The sequence below is a fragment of the Mycobacterium sp. 1245111.1 genome, from assembly GCF_001673405.1.
Taxonomy (GTDB): Bacteria; Actinomycetota; Actinomycetes; order Mycobacteriales; family Mycobacteriaceae; genus Mycobacterium.
In genome coordinates this window covers 17740-34469 of sequence record NZ_LZLV01000009.1, presented here as the reverse complement: position 1 = coordinate 34469, position 16730 = coordinate 17740, and the positions used below count along the sequence as shown (strand labels likewise).

17 protein-coding genes are annotated in these 16730 nt (G+C 67.4%); 5 read left to right on the top strand and 12 right to left on the bottom strand.

The genetic code is table 11. From position 1 onward, the window contains the following. Positions 1–6: 6 nt before the first annotated feature. Positions 7–1260 carry a deoxyguanosinetriphosphate triphosphohydrolase gene (locus A5658_RS02125; protein WP_067330556.1) on the bottom strand — a complete coding sequence of 418 codons (1254 nt, stop codon included), beginning with the start codon at positions 1258–1260 and terminating at the stop codon, positions 7–9. Between the two features lie 69 nt (positions 1261–1329). Between A5658_RS02125 and A5658_RS02120 the strand changes: the two genes are divergently transcribed. Then, positions 1330–3330 carry a TPM domain-containing protein gene (locus A5658_RS02120; protein WP_067330554.1) on the top strand — a complete coding sequence of 667 codons (2001 nt, stop codon included), beginning with the start codon at positions 1330–1332 and terminating at the stop codon, positions 3328–3330. Between the two features lie 153 nt (positions 3331–3483). On the opposite strand, the gene A5658_RS02115 is transcribed toward A5658_RS02120, so the two are convergent. After that, entirely contained in the window at positions 3484–4866 is a 1383-nt protein-coding gene (locus tag A5658_RS02115; RefSeq protein ID WP_067330631.1) for a glycine--tRNA ligase, read from the bottom strand. 105 nt (positions 4867–4971) lie between these two features. Between A5658_RS02115 and A5658_RS02110 the strand changes: the two genes are divergently transcribed. Together A5658_RS02110 and A5658_RS02105 are read left to right on the top strand one after the other, a co-directional pair. Further along, positions 4972–5349, top strand: a complete 378-nt coding sequence (locus A5658_RS02110; RefSeq protein ID WP_156751207.1) for a helix-turn-helix transcriptional regulator — start codon at positions 4972–4974, stop codon at positions 5347–5349. Further along, entirely contained in the window at positions 5346–5753 is a 408-nt protein-coding gene (locus A5658_RS02105; protein WP_067330549.1) for a Fur family transcriptional regulator, read from the top strand. The genes A5658_RS02110 and A5658_RS02105 overlap by 4 nt, the downstream gene beginning before the upstream one ends. 11 nt (positions 5754–5764) lie before the next feature. On the opposite strand, the gene A5658_RS02100 is transcribed toward A5658_RS02105, so the two are convergent. Genes A5658_RS02100 through recO form a run of 3 tightly spaced genes read right to left on the bottom strand, consistent with a single transcriptional unit; the run spans position 5765 to position 7840 of the window. Continuing rightward, positions 5765–6157 (bottom strand): hypothetical protein, encoded by a 393-nt coding sequence (locus A5658_RS02100; protein ID WP_067330546.1) that lies wholly within the window; start codon positions 6155–6157, stop codon positions 5765–5767. Next, positions 6157–7041, bottom strand: a complete 885-nt coding sequence (locus tag A5658_RS02095; RefSeq protein ID WP_067330543.1) for a decaprenyl diphosphate synthase — start codon at positions 7039–7041, stop codon at positions 6157–6159. Before A5658_RS02095 ends, A5658_RS02100 begins: the two co-directional genes overlap by 1 nt. Continuing rightward, the gene (recO, locus tag A5658_RS02090; RefSeq protein ID WP_067330539.1) at positions 7031–7840 is read right to left on the bottom strand and encodes a DNA repair protein RecO; all 810 of its coding nucleotides are present in this window, start codon (positions 7838–7840) and stop codon (positions 7031–7033) included. The genes A5658_RS02095 and recO overlap by 11 nt, the downstream gene beginning before the upstream one ends. A gap of 63 nt (positions 7841–7903) precedes the next feature. Between recO and A5658_RS02085 the strand changes: the two genes are divergently transcribed. After that, positions 7904–9343, top strand: coding sequence for an amidase (locus A5658_RS02085; protein ID WP_369830472.1), 1440 nt, complete (start codon positions 7904–7906; stop codon positions 9341–9343). Here A5658_RS02085 and era read toward each other — a convergent pair. The 7 genes from era to hrcA all read right to left on the bottom strand — a co-directional run bounded on the left by era (position 9340) and on the right by hrcA (position 16313). Continuing rightward, positions 9340–10239 (bottom strand): GTPase Era, encoded by a 900-nt coding sequence (era, locus tag A5658_RS02080; RefSeq protein WP_067330533.1) that lies wholly within the window; start codon positions 10237–10239, stop codon positions 9340–9342. The two genes, A5658_RS02085 and era, sit on opposite strands and share 4 nt — an antisense overlap. Further along, complete coding sequence (locus A5658_RS02075; protein WP_067330530.1) at positions 10232–11521, bottom strand: hemolysin family protein; 1290 nt, start codon at positions 11519–11521, stop codon at positions 10232–10234. Before A5658_RS02075 ends, era begins: the two co-directional genes overlap by 8 nt. After that, positions 11518–12051 (bottom strand): rRNA maturation RNase YbeY, encoded by a 534-nt coding sequence (ybeY, locus tag A5658_RS02070; RefSeq protein ID WP_067330527.1) that lies wholly within the window; start codon positions 12049–12051, stop codon positions 11518–11520. The genes A5658_RS02075 and ybeY overlap by 4 nt, the downstream gene beginning before the upstream one ends. Before the next feature lie 4 nt (positions 12052–12055). Further along, positions 12056–13090: a PhoH family protein gene (locus A5658_RS02065; RefSeq protein WP_067330525.1), complete on the bottom strand. Its 1035-nt coding sequence runs from the start codon at positions 13088–13090 to the stop codon at positions 12056–12058. A 202-nt stretch (positions 13091–13292) separates the two neighbouring features. Next, the gene (locus A5658_RS02060) at positions 13293–14045 is read right to left on the bottom strand and encodes a 16S rRNA (uracil(1498)-N(3))-methyltransferase (protein ID WP_067330522.1); all 753 of its coding nucleotides are present in this window, start codon (positions 14043–14045) and stop codon (positions 13293–13295) included. Further along, positions 14046–15191, bottom strand: a complete 1146-nt coding sequence (gene dnaJ / locus A5658_RS02055; protein WP_067330519.1) for a molecular chaperone DnaJ — start codon at positions 15189–15191, stop codon at positions 14046–14048. A gap of 78 nt (positions 15192–15269) precedes the next feature. Beyond that, a complete protein-coding gene (hrcA, locus tag A5658_RS02050) occupies positions 15270–16313 on the bottom strand; it encodes a heat-inducible transcriptional repressor HrcA (protein WP_067330516.1) in 1044 nt (347 codons plus the stop codon). A gap of 93 nt (positions 16314–16406) precedes the next feature. Between hrcA and A5658_RS02045 the strand changes: the two genes are divergently transcribed. Continuing rightward, positions 16407–16727 carry a type II toxin-antitoxin system VapB family antitoxin gene (locus tag A5658_RS02045; protein ID WP_067330514.1) on the top strand — a complete coding sequence of 107 codons (321 nt, stop codon included), beginning with the start codon at positions 16407–16409 and terminating at the stop codon, positions 16725–16727. The last annotated feature ends 3 nt before the right edge of the window (positions 16728–16730 follow it).

Below are 16730 nucleotides of genomic sequence, written 5' to 3'. Positions count from 1 at the left end.
GGCGGCCTACGCCTGCGCGTCCGCGATGCGTTCGAGGCGTCCTTCGGTGTACGAGGCGATCTGATCGACGATCACGCGTAACCGGCCGGCGTCGTCGTCGGCGGCGTTGAAGGCCGGCACGTAGATCGGGTCGAGGGTGCCGGGCGCTCCGGCCAGCAGCGCCTGCGCCACCCGACGAATGCTTTCCCGTTGTCGTGCCTGGATTTCCTGATGCCGCGGGTCCGACATGATGAATTGCAGCGCAAGCGTTTTCAGCAGGGCGACCTCGGCGCGCACGACCTCGGGCACCGACAACTCGGCCTGGTAGCGGGCCAGCGGGCCGGGGCCGGCGTCGGCCCGGGTGGCCGCGATCGCGGCCGACGCGAACCGGCCGACCAGTTCGCTGGTCATCTGCTTGAGCGACACCGCGGCCGACAGCGTGGCGTCGTACTTGCCGACCGCGGCGACCACCGGAAGCTCCGCCAGTCGATGCGCGGCCGCGCTCAAGTCGTCGGCTCTGATCCCGGCGAAGTCGCGCTCACCGAGCTCGGCCAACGCGGCGGCCTCGTCCTCGTCGGCAAGTACACGAAGGTCGATCCGGCCAGACACCACGCCGTCCTCGACGTCGTGCACCGAGTAGGCGACGTCGTCGGCCCAGTCCATCACCTGGGCCTCCAGGCAGGCGCGATCCGCAGGGGCGCGGTCGCGCATCCAGTCGGCTTTGGCGCGGTCGACGTCGTAAAAGCCGAACTTGCGCCGATGCTGGTCGCGCGACCACGGATACTTGGTGACCGCGTCGAGTGCCGCCCGGGTCAAGTTGAGCCCCGCGCTACGGCCTTGCCGGTCAAGGACTTTGGGCTCCAGACTGGTCAGGATCCGGAAGTTCTGCGCGTTTCCCTCGAAACCTCCGTACGCGGCGGCGAATTCGTCGAGAGCCTGCTCGCCGTTGTGTCCGTAGGGCGGATGCCCGATGTCGTGGGCCAGCCCGGCCATGTCGACCAGGTCTGGATCGCAGCCCAATCCGATCGCCATCCCCCGGCCGATCTGGGCAACCTCCAGCGAATGGGTCAAGCGCGTGCGCGGGGTGTCCCCTTGTCGCGGCCCGACCACCTGCGTCTTGTCCGCGAGGCGACGCAATGCGGCGCAATGCAGCACCCGGGCGCGGTCGCGGGCGAAGTCGGTGCGAGTCTGCCCCTCGGTACCCGGCAAGCCCGCCGTCTTCGGCGCCTCGGGCACAACCCGCTGGCGGTCGAAATCGTCGTAGGGGTCTTGCTGCGTCATCGATCCACAGTCTGCCAGCCAGACCGATAGCGCTGGGACCCGCTTCGTCGCGAGGCTAGATTGTCGATCATGAGCACCCTCCGCCGCTCGGTCGCCGTGTTCATGGCGATGCTGATCACCGCCCTCACGGTCGCACCGTCGGCCGCCGCCGAGCCCCCGTTCCGGTTGCCCGGCTACCTCACCGACCACGCCGGCGTCCTCGATGACGCTGGCCGCTCGGCGATCAAGGCGGCCACCGGAAAGCTCTACTCCGACCGGCGCATTCAGCTGTGGGTGGTGTTCGTCGACGACTTCTCCGGTCAACCGGCCCAAAGCTGGGCCGAAAACACCGTGGGCCTCAGCGATCTCGGCGACTTCGGCGCGGTGCTCGCGGTCGCGACCGTCGACCATTCCTACGCGTTCCTGGTTCCGCGCCGGGTCAAGACGATCGATGCCACCCAGGTCGACAATCTGCGGCGCGACCAGATCGAGCCGGCGCTGCGCCGCGGCGACTGGAGCGGCGCGGCGGTCGCGGCGGCCAACGGCCTGAACCGGGACCAGCAGTCGGGAAGCTCGGCGCCGTTGTTGGTCGGCCTGGGCGTCATCCTGGTCGCGGTGCTGGCGCTGTACGTGTTCACCCGCTGGCGGCGCCGTCGACGGCGGGCCGCCGAGCTGGCCGCGGCCAAGCGGATCGACGCCACCGACCCCGATGCGTTGGCGAGCCTGTCGTTAGGCGCCCTCGACGACCTCTCGCGGTGGAAGGTCGTCGACGTCGACAACGCCGTACGCACCAGCGCCAATGAGCTCGCCTTGACGATCGAGGAGTTCGGCGAGCAACGAACCGCGCCCTTCACCCACGCGGTCGACGCCGCCAAAGCTGCTCTGGCCCAGGCGTTCACCGTGCGTCAACAACTCGACGACGCGATCCCCGAAACCCGTGCACAGCGTCGTCAGCTGCTGACCGAGGTGATCGTCGCCGCGGCACGGGCCGACCGCGAGCTGGAGTCGCAGCGGGAAGCCTTCGAGGAGATGCGTGACCTGGTGGTCAACGCCCCGACCCGCCTGGACGGTTTGACCCAGCAGGTGGTCGACCTGACCGCCCGCATCGGGCCGGCCGAACAGCGAATGAGCGAGCTGCACAACGAATTCGATTCGTCCGCGCTGGCGTCGGTGGCCACCAACGTCGCGACCGCCAAGGATCGGCTGGCCTTCGCCGAGCAGAATCTCGGCCAGGCCCGCGAGAAGGCGGCCAAGCCGGTCAGCGGTGAGCAAAGCGCCCTCGTCGACGCCGTCCATGCCGCGGAATCGTCACTGGGACAAGCCCGTTCGTTGCTCGACGCGGTCGATAGCGCCGCCAGCGACATTCGGCACGCGGTGGCCACGCTGCCGTCGTTGATCGCCGACATCCAGTCCGGTATCGAGCAGGCCGAAACCGCGCTGCGCAGCGCCGAGAAGACGAAGGCACCGCACCTGCGCGATCTGGCCAGCGCCCGCGAGGCGGCTTCGCGCGCGCTCGACGCGGCGCACGCCACCGGTTCCGCCGACCCGCTCAGCGCGTTCACCGCGCTCACCAAGGCCGACGCCGACCTGAATCGACTGCAAGCCGCCGTCGCCGAGGAGCAGGCGACCGCCGAACGCCTCACCCGGACGCTGGAACAGGCGATGTTCACCGCGCAGTCTCGGGTGCATGCGGTGTCGGAGTACATCGACAATCGTCGCGGGAGCGTCGGACCCGAGGCGCGGACGCGGCTGGCCGAGGCCAGCCGTCAAATCGACGCCGCGCAGGACCAGAAGGCGAACGACCTGAACGCGGCGATCGCTCTCGCCAACAAGGCCGCGGCGCTGGCCGCGGAGGCGCAGTCGCTGGCGGAGTCGGATGTGCAGTCGGCCCAGATGGCGTACACGTCGCGGTACGGCAGCGGCGACCACACCGGCGCGATGATGGGCGGCATCATCATCGGCGACATGCTCGGCGATGCGATGCGCGGCGGCTTCGGGGGCGGCTGGGGCGGCGGAGGCTGGGGCCCGACGTCCTTCGGTGGTTCGGGCTCGTCCGACGGCGGCTTCATGGGTGGCGGCGGCCGCTTCTGAGCAGGGCTTCTGCCAAAATGGTGGACGCGGCAGCTCACCACGCCCTAGTGAGCCGCCGCGTCGACTTACCGATGATATTAAACGGATGATCAATAAGCGAGAAAATCGCGAGATTTATTTGCCACGTGTCGCATCGGCCCCCCGGCGGGCCGGTTAGCAGCCCCGCAGTCGCGAACCCAGGTAGTCGACCACCGCGTCGATCGACACCCGCTCCTGCGTCATCGCGTCACGTTCGCGGATCGTCACCGCGTGGTCCTCGAGCGAGTCGAAGTCCAACGTCACGCAGAACGGCGTGCCGATCTCGTCCTGGCGCCGGTAACGGCGGCCGATCGCGCCGGCGTCGTCGAAGTCGACGTTCCAGCACTTGCGCAACTCGGCGGCCAGATCGCGCGCCTGGGGGCTCAGGTCGGCGTGCCGGGACAGCGGCAGCACCGCGGCCTTCACCGGCGCCAGCCGCGGGTCGAGCCGCAACACGGTCCGCTTATCCACTCCGCCTTTGGCATTGGGCGCTTCGTCCTCGTGGTACGCGTCGATCAAAAACGCCATGAAAGACCGGGTGAGGCCCGCTGCCGGCTCGATGACATACGGCGTGTACCGGGTGTCGCCGGCCTGGTCGTAGTACGACAGGTCGACCCCGGAATGCTTTGCGTGCGTGGACAGGTCGAAGTCGGTGCGGTTGGCCACACCTTCGAGCTCACCCCACGGGTTACCCGAGAAGCCGAACTTGTACTCGATGTCGACCGTGCGATCCGAGTAGTGCGACAGCTTCTCCTTCGGGTGCTCGTAGAGCCGCAGGTTCTCGGGGTTGATGCCGAGGTCGATGTACCACTGCCGCCGGGTGTCGATCCAGTACTGGTGCCAGTCGGCCGCGGTCGACGGTTCGACGAAGAACTCCATCTCCATCTGCTCAAACTCGCGGGTGCGAAAGATGAAGTTGCCCGGGGTGATTTCGTTGCGGAAGCTCTTGCCGATCTGACCGATACCGAACGGTGGTTTGCGGCGCGACGTGGTGACCACGTTGGCGAAGTTGACGAAGATGCCCTGCGCGGTCTCGGGCCGCAGGTAGTGCAGACCCTCCTCGGACTCGATTGGGCCGAGATACGTCTTGAGCATCATGTTGAATTCGCGCGGCTCGGTCCACTGACCCTTGGTGCCACAGTCCGGGCAGACGATCTCGCTCATCGGCACTGAGTCTGGATCGCCGCCCTTCTTGAGGACGTAGGCCTCCTGCATGTGGTCCTGGCGGTGTCGGTGGTGACAGCTCAGGCATTCGACGAGCGGGTCGTTGAAGACCTCGACGTGGCCGGAGGCCACCCACACCTCGCGCGGCAGGATGATCGACGAGTCCAGGCCGACGACGTCGTCGCGGCCGGTCACCACCGAGCGCCACCACTGCCGCTTGACGTTCTCCTTGAGCTCGACGCCCAGCGGCCCGTAGTCCCACGCCGATTTGGTGCCGCCGTAGATCTCGCCGGCGGGATAGACCAGGCCACGCCGTTTGGCGAGGTTGACGACGGTGTCGATGACGGACGCCACTAGCTGCGCACTCCTGTTGTTGTAAAACGCGGACGATCCGTCATCGTAGCGATCCACCCGGCGTTCTTTGACATGCGTGGTTGTGCATGTGACAGTGGAGGCAGCATGTCTCTCTCATCCTCCACCGCAGCAGACGGCGACGAGCTGGTCGGCGAGCACCAACACGGCGACTCCGCTGCACTGCCGGCGCCGCCGCCGCGCGAGATCCTCGACGCCGCCGGCGAGCTGCTGCGCGCGCTGGCCGCGCCGGTGCGGATCGCAATCGTGCTGCAGCTGAACGTCTCTGAACGCTGCGTGCATGAGCTGGTCGACGCGCTCGGCGTGCCGCAGCCGCTGGTCAGCCAGCACCTGAAGATCCTGAAGGCCGCGGGCGTCGTCGCCGGTGAGCGGTCCGGACGCGAGGTGCTCTACCGGCTGGTCGATCACCACCTGGCGCACATCGTCGTCGACGCCGTCGCCCATGCCGGGGAGGACAAGCAGTGAGTGCCGCGGCGGGCGAGGTCAAAGCCGGCGTGCGGGCCACGCGGCAGCGGGCCGCTATCGCGGGTCTGCTGGATACCCTCGACGAATTCCGCTCCGCTCAGGAGTTGCACGACGAGCTGCGACAGCGTGGCGAGAACATCGGGCTCACCACGGTCTATCGGACATTGCAGTCGATGGCTGCCGCGGGCCTGCTCGACACGCTGCGCAACGACACCGGCGAATCGGTGTATCGCCGTTGCTCCGATCATCACCACCACCACCTGGTATGCCGCAGTTGCGGGTCGACCGTCGAAGTCGGCGATCGCGAGGTCGAAGAGTGGGCGGCGGAAGTGGCGGCCAAATACGGCTACTCCGATGTCAGTCACACCATCGAGATCTACGGCACCTGCTCGGACTGCGGCTGAGGAATACGCGCTTACAGACGGTCCAACAACGTGGCACGGATCTCGGCGCCCTTGTCGAGCACCATCAAGATCAGCGTGCGCAGCGCTTCATCGTTGAGGCCGTTGCCCGGAAAGTTGTAGCGCAACAGCACGTCGGCGGACTTGCCTTTCTCGGTCAGTGTCACCGATCCCAGCAACGTCGAGTGCACCTGCTCGGCGACACTGTCGCGAATCTTCTTGGTAAGTACCAGATCCCACGCCACCATCTGGGTCAGCGACACCAGGTCGAGGTCCTCGGTGATCGACACCCCGCGCAGCGACGCGATCGTTCCACCATGGTGGACGGTCAACGCCCCGTCGGATTCCTCCTCGACGGGCAGCACCTCGGCGAGCACCGTGAGCAACCGCTCTTGCAACGTCGGCATCACGCCGTTCCAAATCGCCGGTGCCGCAATGCATACTCCTCGCAGGCCGCCCACAGATCGCGGCGGTCGTAGTCGGGCCACAGGGTGTCTTGAAAGACGTACTCCGCGTACGCCGCTTGCCAGAGCATGAAGTTGCTGGTGCGCTGCTCCCCCGAGGTGCGCAGCAGCAGGTCCACGTCGGGGATGTCCGGGCGCTGCAGATGCCGCGCGATCGTCGTCTCGTTGACCCGGTCGGGGTTCAGCCTGCCTGCGGCTGCCTCGCGCGCGATTTCCCTTGCTGCCTCGGCGATTTCGGTGCGACCGCCGTAGTTGACGCAGTAGTTGACCGTGATCACGTCGTTGTTGAGAGTTAACTCTTCGGCGACCGCGAGCTCGTTGATGACACTGCGCCACAGGCGAGGACGCGACCCCACCCAGCGGATCTTCACGCCCATCTCGTTGAGATTGATCCGGCGCCGGCGCACCACGTCGCGGTTGAACCCCATCAGGAAGCGGACTTCGTCGGGCGAACGCTTCCAGTTCTCCGTCGAGAACGCGTAGAGGCTCAGCCATTTGATGCCCAGTTCGATTGCACCGCAGACGATGTCGATGACGACCGCCTCGCCCATCTTGTGGCCCTCGACCCGGGGCAGACCACGCTGGGTTGCCCAGCGGCCGTTGCCGTCCATCACGATCGCCACGTGGTTGGGCAACTGGTCCACCGGAATCGACGGGGCGGCCGCCTTGGAGATGTGCTGCGGCGGGCGGCGGGGGCCACCGTCCGGCGACGGCGGCAACGACGGGAAAACCACTGGCCACGTCGAAGTATCGGGGAAGACCGGATAGTCGGCAGGAGCCGGGGCGAGCTGCGGGAAGTCGGACTTCCGTGTGCGCTCAGCCCTCATGGGCCACATCCTGCCTGACCAGCGCGACCCGGCGGTCGAGCAGGCTCTGATCGATCGGGTCAACCCGTCGCATCCGCTCGACCAACGGCAGCGTTCGCAACTGCCGCTCCAGATGCCATTGCAGGTGGGCCGCCACCAATCCGCTGACCTGGCTGCGGGCCGATTGCGGCGCACCCTCGGCGGCCTCCCACTCGCCGTCGCGCAGCGCTGCCATCAGATCCAGCACGCCCAGCGTCGGTGTCGTCGCGCCGGCCGGACGGCAATAGCTGCAGACGCTGCCACCCGCCGCGACATGAAATGCCCGGTGCGGGCCCGGCGTGGCGCAGCGCGCGCATTCGGTCAGCGCGGGGGCCCAACCGGCAATGCCCATGGCCCGCAGCAGATACGCGTCCAGCACCAGCTCACGCGGCCGGCTGCCGTCGGCCACCGCCCGCAGCGCACTGACCGTGAGGCGGTGCAGTTCAGGCGCCGGCGCCCGCTCCTCACCGGCGAGGCGCTCGGCGGTTTCCAGCATCGCGCATGCGCTGGTGTAGCGGCCGTAGTCACTGACGATGTCGGTGGCGAACGCGTCGAGTGAGACGACCTGCGTGACGATGTCGAGGTTGCGGCCCGGGTGCAACTGGACGTCGATATGCGCGAACGGTTCCAGTCGTGCACCGAACTTGCTGCGGGTGCGGCGCACACCCTTGGCCACCGCGCGGACCAGTCCATGGTCGCGGGTGAGCAGGGTGACGATCCGGTCGGCTTCGCCGAGCTTGTGCTGGCGCAGCACCACCGCACGATCCCGGTACAGCCGCATAGATATCAGTTTGTCACCTGGTTACGACGGCACCCGGCGCACGCGCCGATAATGTCGATACCGATGAGTAACGCCCCCGACCGCCGTTTTCCGACGCTGACCGACCAGCTGTACCAACTGGCCAGCGGCGAGGTGACCTCCGACGAACTGGTCCGCCGCTCGCTGCATGCCATCGAGCTGAGCCAGTCGACTCTGAATGCCTTCCGCGTCGTGCTCACCGAGACCGCGCTGGCCGATGCCGCCGCGGCCGACCGGCGGCGCGCCGACGGCGACCAGGCACCGTTGCTGGGCGTGCCGATCGCGGTCAAAGACGACGTCGATATCGCTGGCCTGCCCACGTATTTCGGCACGTCTGGATATGTGCAGCCGGCGGCCCAGGACGCAGAAGTGGTACGACGTCTCAAAGCCGCGGGTGCGGTGATCGTCGGCAAGACCAACACCTGCGAGCTGGGCCAGTGGCCGTTCACCAGCGGGCCTGCGTTCGGGCATACCCGCAACCCCTGGTCGCAGCGTCATACGCCGGGCGGCTCCTCTGGCGGCAGCGCGGCAGCGGTGGCCGCCGGCTTGGTCACCGCCGCGATCGGTTCGGACGGGGCGGGCAGCGTCCGCATTCCGGCCGCCTGGACTCATTTGGTCGGCATCAAGCCTCAGCGAGGCCGCATCTCGACGTGGCCACTGCGCGAGGCGTTCAACGGGATCACGGTCAACGGGGTGCTGGCTCGCACCGTCGCCGATGCTGCGCTGGTGCTCGACGCGGCGTCCGGCAACGTGGAAGGCGACCTGCACAAGCCGCGACCGGTGACGGTATCCGACCACGTCGGGCGCGCCCCTGGCTCGCTGCGCATCGCACTGTCCACGCGATTCCCGTTCACCGCGTTTCCGGCCCGACTCGACCCCGAGATCGAGGCCGCGCTGGACGCGGTCGGCGATCAGCTGCGACTGCTGGGGCACACCGTGGTCGAGGGCAATCCCGACTACGGGCTGCGGTTGTCGTGGAACTTCTTGGCACGGTCCACATCCGGGCTGCTCGATTGGGCCGAGCGCCTTGGCCCCGGAGTCGAGTTCGACCGCCGGACGATGTCCAACATGCGGATGGGCCGATTTCTCTCGCAGCAGATCCTGCGCGCCGCCAGGGCCGGGGAAGCCGCTAACCAGCGTCGGGTCGGCTCGATCTTCCGCATCGTGGATGTGGTGCTGGCTCCGACCACCGCGTTGCCGCCACCGGTCGCCGAGGCCTTCGACGAGCTCAGCGGGATGGCCACCGATCGCGCGATGATCGCCGCCTGCCCGGTGACGTGGCCGTGGAATGTGTTGGGATGGCCGTCGATCAATGTTCCGGCCGGCTTCAACTCCGAGGGTTTGCCGATCGGCGTGCAGCTGATGGGGCCGGCCGACAGCGAGCCGCTGCTGGTGTCGCTGGCCGCCGAACTCGAGGCGCTGGGCGGCTGGGCGTCCAAGCAGCCCGAGGTGTGGTGGAACACGGAGACCCAGGCGGTGCGCTAAAAGCCCAGTCGGCCAAGCTGTTTCGGGTCACGCTGCCAGTTCTTGGCGACCTTGACGCGCAGGTCGAGATACACCTTGGTGCCGAGCAGTTTCTCGATCTGACCCCGGGCGGCGGTACCCACTTCGCGTAACCGGTCGCCGCCTTTGCCGATCACGATGCCCTTCTGGCTGTCGCGTTCGACGTAGAGCAGCGCGTGCACGTCGATCAGGTCGTCACGACCCTCGCGCGGGTTGACCTCGTCGATCACCACCGCCAGCGAGTGCGGCAATTCGTCGCGCACGCCTTCCAGAGCCGCTTCCCGGATGAATTCGGCCATCAGGACTTCTTCGGGCTCGTCGGTGAGCTCGCCGTCCGGGTAATACGGCGGTCCGGGCGGCAGCGCGGCGGCCAGCACTCCGATCAGCACGTCGACCTGCTCGCCGGTGGTAGCCGACACCGGGACCACCTCGGCATCGGCGCCGACCAGTTCGCTGACCGCGACGAGCTGCGCGGCGAGTTTGTCCTTGGACACGGTGTCGATCTTGGTGACGATGGCCACCAAAGTCGTTCGGGGCGCGGTGGTTCGGATCTGCTCGACGATCCACCGGTCCCCCGGGCCGATCGCCTCGTCGGCGGGGATGCACAAGCCGATGGCGTCGACCTCGCTGTAGGTGTCGCGGACCAGATCGTTGAGCCGCTTGCCGAGCAGAGTCCGCGGCCGGTGCAGCCCCGGGGTGTCGACGAGGATGATCTGGAACTCGTCGCGATGCACGATGCCGCGGATGGTGTGGCGGGTGGTCTGCGGGCGGTTCGACGTGATCGCGACCTTCGAGCCGACCAAGGCGTTGGTCAAGGTCGACTTGCCGGTGTTCGGTCGGCCGACGAAACAGACGAAGCCGGAATGGAATTCAGTCACTGGCCGCGCCGTTTCCGTCGACGGGGCTCAGCAGAACCGTGCCGATGCGGACCCGTCCGCGATGGTCCGGTCCGCCCTCGGCGTGCAACCGCAAACCGTGCGACACCACCTCCGACCCGGGCAGCGGGACCCTGCCCAGTTCCAGCGCCAGCAGTCCGCCGACGGTGTCCACGTCGAGATCCTCCTCGAACTCCAGGCCGTAGAGCTCACCGACATCCTCGATCGGCAGCCGCGCCGACACCCGGAAACGGTTGTCGCCCAAGTCTTCCACCGGCGCCACCTCGGCGGCGTCGTACTCGTCGGCGATCTCCCCGACGATCTCCTCCAGCACGTCCTCGATCGTCACCAGGCCGGCTATCGCGCCGTATTCGTCGACCAACAGCGTCATGTGGTTGCGATCGCGCTGCATCTCGCGCAGCAGGGCGTCCAGCGGTTTGGAGTCCGGCACGAATACCGCCGGGCGCATCACCTCGGTCACCGGGATCTCCCGGCCGTTCGTCGAAGAGTAATACGCCTGCTGCACACAATCTTTCAGGTAAACCACCCCGACGATGTCGTCGACGTTCTCGCCGATGACCGGAATGCGGGAGTGACCGCTGCGCACGGCCAGCGACGTCGCGGCGGCCGCTGACTCGTCGCTCTCGATCCAGATCATCTCGGTGCGCGGCACCATCACCTCGCGGGCCGGGGTGTCGCCGAGCTCGAACACCGACTGAATCATCCGCCGCTCGTCGTCGGCCACCACACCGCGCTGCTGCGCCAGATCGACGACTTCGCGCAACTCGATCTCGGAGGCGAACGGGCCGTTGCGGAATCCGCGACCGGGCGTCAGCATGTTTCCCAGCACCACCAGCACTCGGCTGATCGGAGTGAGCAGCACCGAAATCACTTGCAGCGGAAGCGCCGAGACCAGGGCGATCGAGTAGGCATTCTGCCGGCCCAGCGTCCTGGGACCCACGCCGATGACGACGAAGCTGATCACCACCATGACGACCGCCGCGATGAAAAGTCCCCAGTCGCGGCTGACCTGCCGGTAGAAGAACTGGGCCAGCAGCACCGTCGCGCTGATTTCGCAGACGATCCGCAGCAGCACCACCAGATTGATGTACCGCGGGCGGTCGGTCATGATGTTGGCCAGCCGTACCGCGCCCGGTCGTTCGTCGCGGACCATTTCGTGCACGCGCGCCATCGACACCGTGCTGATCGCCGCGTCGATGGCCGCGAATACGCTGCCCAGAGAGATCAGCACGATCGCGCCGAACAGCGAAGCGGAGTGGTTCAATTGTCGAAATACCTTGATTTGTCCAGCAATCGCTGATCGCGATCCTGCTGACGTTGCTCGCGATAGAACTGCACCTGGTCGGCGACCCACTCCTCGAGCAGGCGATGCTGCAGGCCGAACATCTCTTTTTCTTCGTCCGGCTCGGCGTGGTCGTAGCCGAGCAGGTGCAGCACACCGTGAATTGTCAACAGCGCCAACTCATGTCCCAACGAGTGGCCTGCCGCAGCCGCCTGCTCGGCGGCGAATTCGGGACACAGCACGATGTCACCGAGCATCGCCGGACCCGGTTCGGGCGCGTCCGGGCGACCACCGGGCTCGAGCTCATCCATCGGGAAACTCATCACATCGGTCGGTCCGGGTAGATCCATCCACCGCATGTGCAGGTCGGCCATGGCCGCGGTGTCCAGCAACACCATCGACAGCTCCGCCGCCGGATTGACGTCCATCTGGGTGATCACAAACTTTGCGACGCTGATCAATTCGGATTCGGCAACGTCGAATCCGGATTCGTTGGCGACCTCGATCGTCATAAGGTCACCGGCGACCCGAGCCGCGGCGCGCGGCCCGGTTCATCGTCAGCCCGGGCTGCTCGTGGCGCGCGTAGGCGTCCACGATTTCGGAGACCAGCCGGTGGCGAACCACGTCGGCGCTGGTGAGTTCCGAGATGTGGATGTCGTCGATTCCGTCGAGGATGTCGACCGCCGCGCGTAAGCCCGATCGACTGTTACCCGGCAGGTCGATCTGCGTAACATCGCCGGTGACAACGACTTTGGAACTGAAGCCGAGCCGGGTGAGGAACATCTTCATCTGCTCGGCGGTGGTGTTCTGAGCCTCGTCGAGGATGATGAACGCATCGTTGAGCGTTCTACCGCGCATGTATGCCAGTGGCGCAACCTCGATTACGCCCGACGACATCAGCTTCGGGATCAGCTCGGGGTCCATCATGTCGTGCAGCGCGTCGTAGAGCGGACGAAGATACGGATCGATCTTCTCACTCAGCGAGCCTGGCAGAAAGCCAAGGCGCTCACCGGCTTCCACCGCCGGCCGGGTCAAGATGATGCGGGTGACCTGCTTGGTCTGCAGCGCGTTGACCGCCTTGGCCATGGCCAGATAGGTCTTGCCGGTGCCGGCCGGGCCGATCCCGAACACGATGGTGTGATCGTCGATCGCGTCGACGTAGCGCTTCTGGTTGAGGGTCTTGGGACGAATCGTCTTGCCGCGGCGGGACAGGATGTCCAGCGTCAGCACCTCGGCCGGTGACTCGTTGCCGGTTCCGACCATCATCGCGACGCTGTGCCGCACCCCTTCCGTCGTGAGCTGCTGGCCACCGGCGACGATCGCGACAAGCTCGGCGAGCACCCGTTCGGCGAGCGCGACGTCGGCGGGCTCACCGGAGATCGTCACCGCGTTGCCGCGCACATGCAGATCCGCGGCCAGGACGCGTTCGAGTGCGCGGAGATTTTCGTCGGCGGAACCGAGCAGGCCCATGACGAGGTCGGGCGGAACGTCGATGCTGCTGCGAACCGAGGATGTGGACGGGCCAGCAGCGTTGGTTTCGCGAGGCGTCACGTGTGTTCTAAAGCCTGCTTTCTGTGGTGTATGCAGCGGGTTAGCGTTTCGATTCTACCGCCGCCCGGTCGACGAGCCCAATGCTTAGCCGTGCCGAGCAACGGACTGCATGCCCGCGAGCAGCAGCGTCGAGATCGACAACAGCGTGGGGAAAGTCGAGAACAAGTCACGCTCACGTCGATCTCGGCGCGCAAAAACGCCATCAGTCAGGCTGCGACCAGCGCGGTGTCAGCACACCCAGCGCGCCCAACGCGACGGCCGCCGCGGTCGAGGTGCGCAACACGGTCGGGCCCAGTCGTACGGACGTCGCCCCGGCGTCGACGATCGCGGTCAACTCGTCGCCAGCGATGCCACCCTCGGGACCGACTACCAACATCACCGACTTCGCCTGCGCCAGGCTCAGATCCGTCAGCGGCCCGGCGGCCTCGGCGTCCAGCGCCAGGACGATGCCACCCGTTGCCACCACCTCGCCGATCCGGGTGACCAACGTCGTGGTGGACCACACGCCGTCCACGGCGGGCAGGTAGGCCCGCCGCGACTGCTGCGCGGCGGCCCGCGCTACCGCTCGCCAGCGCCGCAAACCTTTGTCGGCGCGGGCGCCGTCCCAGCGAGCCACGCAACGCGCGGCCTGCCAGGCCACCAGCGCGTCCGCGCCGGCTTCGGTGGCCAGCTCGATCGCCAGCTCGGAGCGCTCGGATTTGGGCAACGCCTGAACCACTGTCACCGGCGGCGAGGCGGCCGGCACCTGCCGCCGCTCTAGCACCCTGGCCCTAAGCCCGTCTCGCGCGGTTTCCTCGACGACGCAGCGGGCCACCCCGCCGTCTCCGTCGCCGAGAACCAACTCCTCGCCGACCCGGATGCGTCGCACCGTGGCGGCATGGAAGCCTTCGTCGCCGTCGACGACGGCAAGCTCACCGCTGTCGGGCAGCGAGTCGATGTAAAACAGGCCGGCCAATTAGCGGCCGGTGAACGTTTCGCGCAGCCGGCTGAACAACCCGCCGTTGGTCGCGGAGGCGTGGGTCGACTTGACCTCGGCGACGTCGCGGGTGCGCCGACTCTTGAACTCGCGCAGCACCTCGGCGTCCTGGTTATCGAGCCGCTCGGGCACCACCACGTCGACGTGCACGTGCAGATCGCCGCGCGCCCCGGAACGCAGATGCGGCATGCCGTGACCGCGACGGGTGGTCACCGAATTGGGTTGTGTCCCAGGAGGAATGGTGATCTCGGTCAGGCCGTCGAGGATCGCGTCGATGGTCACCGTGGTGCCCAGCGCGGCGTCGACCATCGGCACCGAGATCGTGCAGTGCAGGTCGTCGCCGTCGCGCACGAAGATGTCGTGCGGCTGCTCGTGGATCTCGACGTACAGGTCACCGGCCGGTCCCCCACCGGGGCCCACTTCACCCTGAGCGGCGAGCCGGACCCGCATGCCGTCGCCGACGCCGGCGGGAATCTTGACGGTTATCTCGCGGCGGGCCTGCACCCGTCCGTCGCCGCCGCACTGATGGCACGGGTCGGGGATGACCTCGCCGACGCCGCGGCAGGTCGGGCAGGGACGCGCTGTCATCACCTGGCCGAGCAGCGACCGCTGGACGGTTTGCACTTCGCCGCGACCGCCGCAGGTGTCGCACGACACGGGCTGCGAGTTGCCGTTGGTGCCGCGGCCCTGGCATCGGTCGCAGAGCACCGCGGTGTCGACGGTGACCTGCTTGCTCACACCGGTCGCGCATTCGGTGAGGTCGAGCCGCATCCGCAGCAGCGAGTCCGAACCCGGCCGGACCCGGCCGACCGGACCGCGCGAGGTCGCGCCGCCGCCGAAGAACGCTTCGAAGACGTCACCCAGACCGCCAAAGCCCCCGAAGCCGCCACCACCCGCGGCCGCCGCGTTCTCCAGCGGGTCGCCGCCCAGGTCGACGATGCGCCGCTTCTCCGGGTCAGACAGCACCTCGTAGGCGACGCTGATCTCCTTGAACTTCGCCTGCGCGGCTTCGTCGGGGTTGACGTCGGGGTGCAGTTCGCGGGCCAGCTTGCGATACGCGCGCTTGAGCTCCGTATCGCTCGCGTTCTTGCCCACGCCGAGCAGACCGTAATAGTCGCGTGCCACGCTTGACCTTCCTGGGCCCTTAGGCCTTACTCAGCCGTGAATCGACGGCCATCCATGAATTGTGCCTGCAAAGTGGAGTCACCGTGTACCCAGCACTTCGCCGATGTAGAGAGCAACCGCAGCGACACTAGCGATAGTTCCCGGGTAGTCCATTCGAGTGGGCCCGAGCACACCCATGCCGCCGTAGACAGTGTCGAGGGTGCCATAGGTGGTGGACACCACCGATGTGCCCGCCATCTGCTCGGCCTCCGTCTCGTGTCCGATGCGGACGGTGACCTTGCCGGCCTCCTGCTGGGCGGCCAGCAACTTCAAGACGACGACCTGCTCCTCGAGTGCCTCCAGGATCGAGCGCAGCGAGCCGCCGAAGTCGGCGGTGTTGCGGGTCAGGTTGGCGGTGCCGCCCAGCAGCAGCCGCTCCTCGGTGTGCTCGACCAGCGACTCCAGCAGCACGGTGGCCGACCGGCCGACCGCGTCGCTGAGGCTCTTGGACTGGCCGCCACGACCGTCGAGTTGAGCGGCCAGGTCGGCCACCGCGACCGATGCCGCCGACAGCTTCTTGCCTTCCAGCGCCTGCCCGAGCATCTCCCGCAGCTGCGACAGCTGGTGGTCGTCGATGACGTCGCCGAGTTCGACCACGCGCTGGTCCACCCGGCCGGTGTCGGTGATCACCACCATCAGCAGCCGCGCCGGGGTCAGCGCGATCACTTCCAAGTGCCGCACGGTCGACGTCGACAGCGTCGGGTACTGCACGACGGCGACCTGACGGGTCAGCTGGGCCAGCAGCCGGACAGCGCGCCGCAGAACGTCGTCGAGGTCGACGCCGGATTCCAAGAAGCTCTGGATGGCACGGCGTTCGGCCACCGACAGCGGCTTGACGCCGTCGAGCCGGTCGACGAACTCGCGGTAACCCTTCTCCGTCGGCACCCGGCCGGAGCTTGTGTGCGGCTGGGTGATGTAGCCCTCGGCTTCGAGGACGGCCATGTCGTTACGCACGGTCGCCGACGAGACGCCGAGGTTGTGGCGGTCGACCAGCGACTTGGAGCCGATCGGCTCCTTGGTCGCGACGAAGTCGGCGACGATCGCTTGCAGCACCTGAAAGCGACGCTCATCGGCAGTGCTCATCTTCGCTTGGCCCTCCTAACCTCCGCCCAGTTTACGGGGACCACCAGCGACTACCCTGTCCTGCATGGCCGCATCGGGGAGGCAGCGCCGGAGATGATCTTCAAAGGCGTGCGCGACGGCAAACCGTACCCAGACCACAACCTGTCCTACCGGGACTGGTCGCGGATTCCGCCGCGACAGATCCGGCTCGATGAGATCGTCACCACGACAACAGTGCTGGCGCTGGACCGCCTGCTGTCAGAGGACTCCACCTTCTACGGTGACCTCTTCCCCCACGCCGTGCTGTGGAAAGGCGTCATCTACCTCGAGGACGGCCTGCACCGCGCGGTGCGGTCGGCGTTGCGGAATCGCACCGTCCTGCACGCGCGGCTGCTCGATCTGGACGCGGTCAGCCAGCAGGCCGATCAGGCCTAGCCC

Excerpts from the sequence above, each read along its gene's own strand:
- A5658_RS02125 (WP_067330556.1), bottom strand. The coding sequence starts at position 1,260 with ATGACGCAGCAAGACCCCTACGACGATTTCGACCGCCAGCGGGTTGTG.
- A5658_RS02120 (WP_067330554.1), top strand. The coding sequence starts at position 1,330 with ATGAGCACCCTCCGCCGCTCGGTCGCCGTGTTCATGGCGATGCTGATC.
- A5658_RS02110 (WP_156751207.1), top strand. The coding sequence starts at position 4,972 with ATGTCTCTCTCATCCTCCACCGCAGCAGACGGCGACGAGCTGGTCGGC.
- A5658_RS02100 (WP_067330546.1), bottom strand. The coding sequence starts at position 6,157 with ATGCCGACGTTGCAAGAGCGGTTGCTCACGGTGCTCGCCGAGGTGCTG.
- A5658_RS02095 (WP_067330543.1), bottom strand. The coding sequence starts at position 7,041 with ATGAGGGCTGAGCGCACACGGAAGTCCGACTTCCCGCAGCTCGCCCCG.
- recO (WP_067330539.1), bottom strand. The coding sequence starts at position 7,840 with ATGCGGCTGTACCGGGATCGTGCGGTGGTGCTGCGCCAGCACAAGCTC.
- A5658_RS02085 (WP_369830472.1), top strand. The coding sequence starts at position 7,904 with ATGAGTAACGCCCCCGACCGCCGTTTTCCGACGCTGACCGACCAGCTG.
- ybeY (WP_067330527.1), bottom strand. The coding sequence starts at position 12,051 with ATGACGATCGAGGTCGCCAACGAATCCGGATTCGACGTTGCCGAATCC.
- hrcA (WP_067330516.1), bottom strand. The coding sequence starts at position 16,313 with ATGAGCACTGCCGATGAGCGTCGCTTTCAGGTGCTGCAAGCGATCGTC.
- A5658_RS02045 (WP_067330514.1), top strand. The coding sequence starts at position 16,407 with ATGATCTTCAAAGGCGTGCGCGACGGCAAACCGTACCCAGACCACAAC.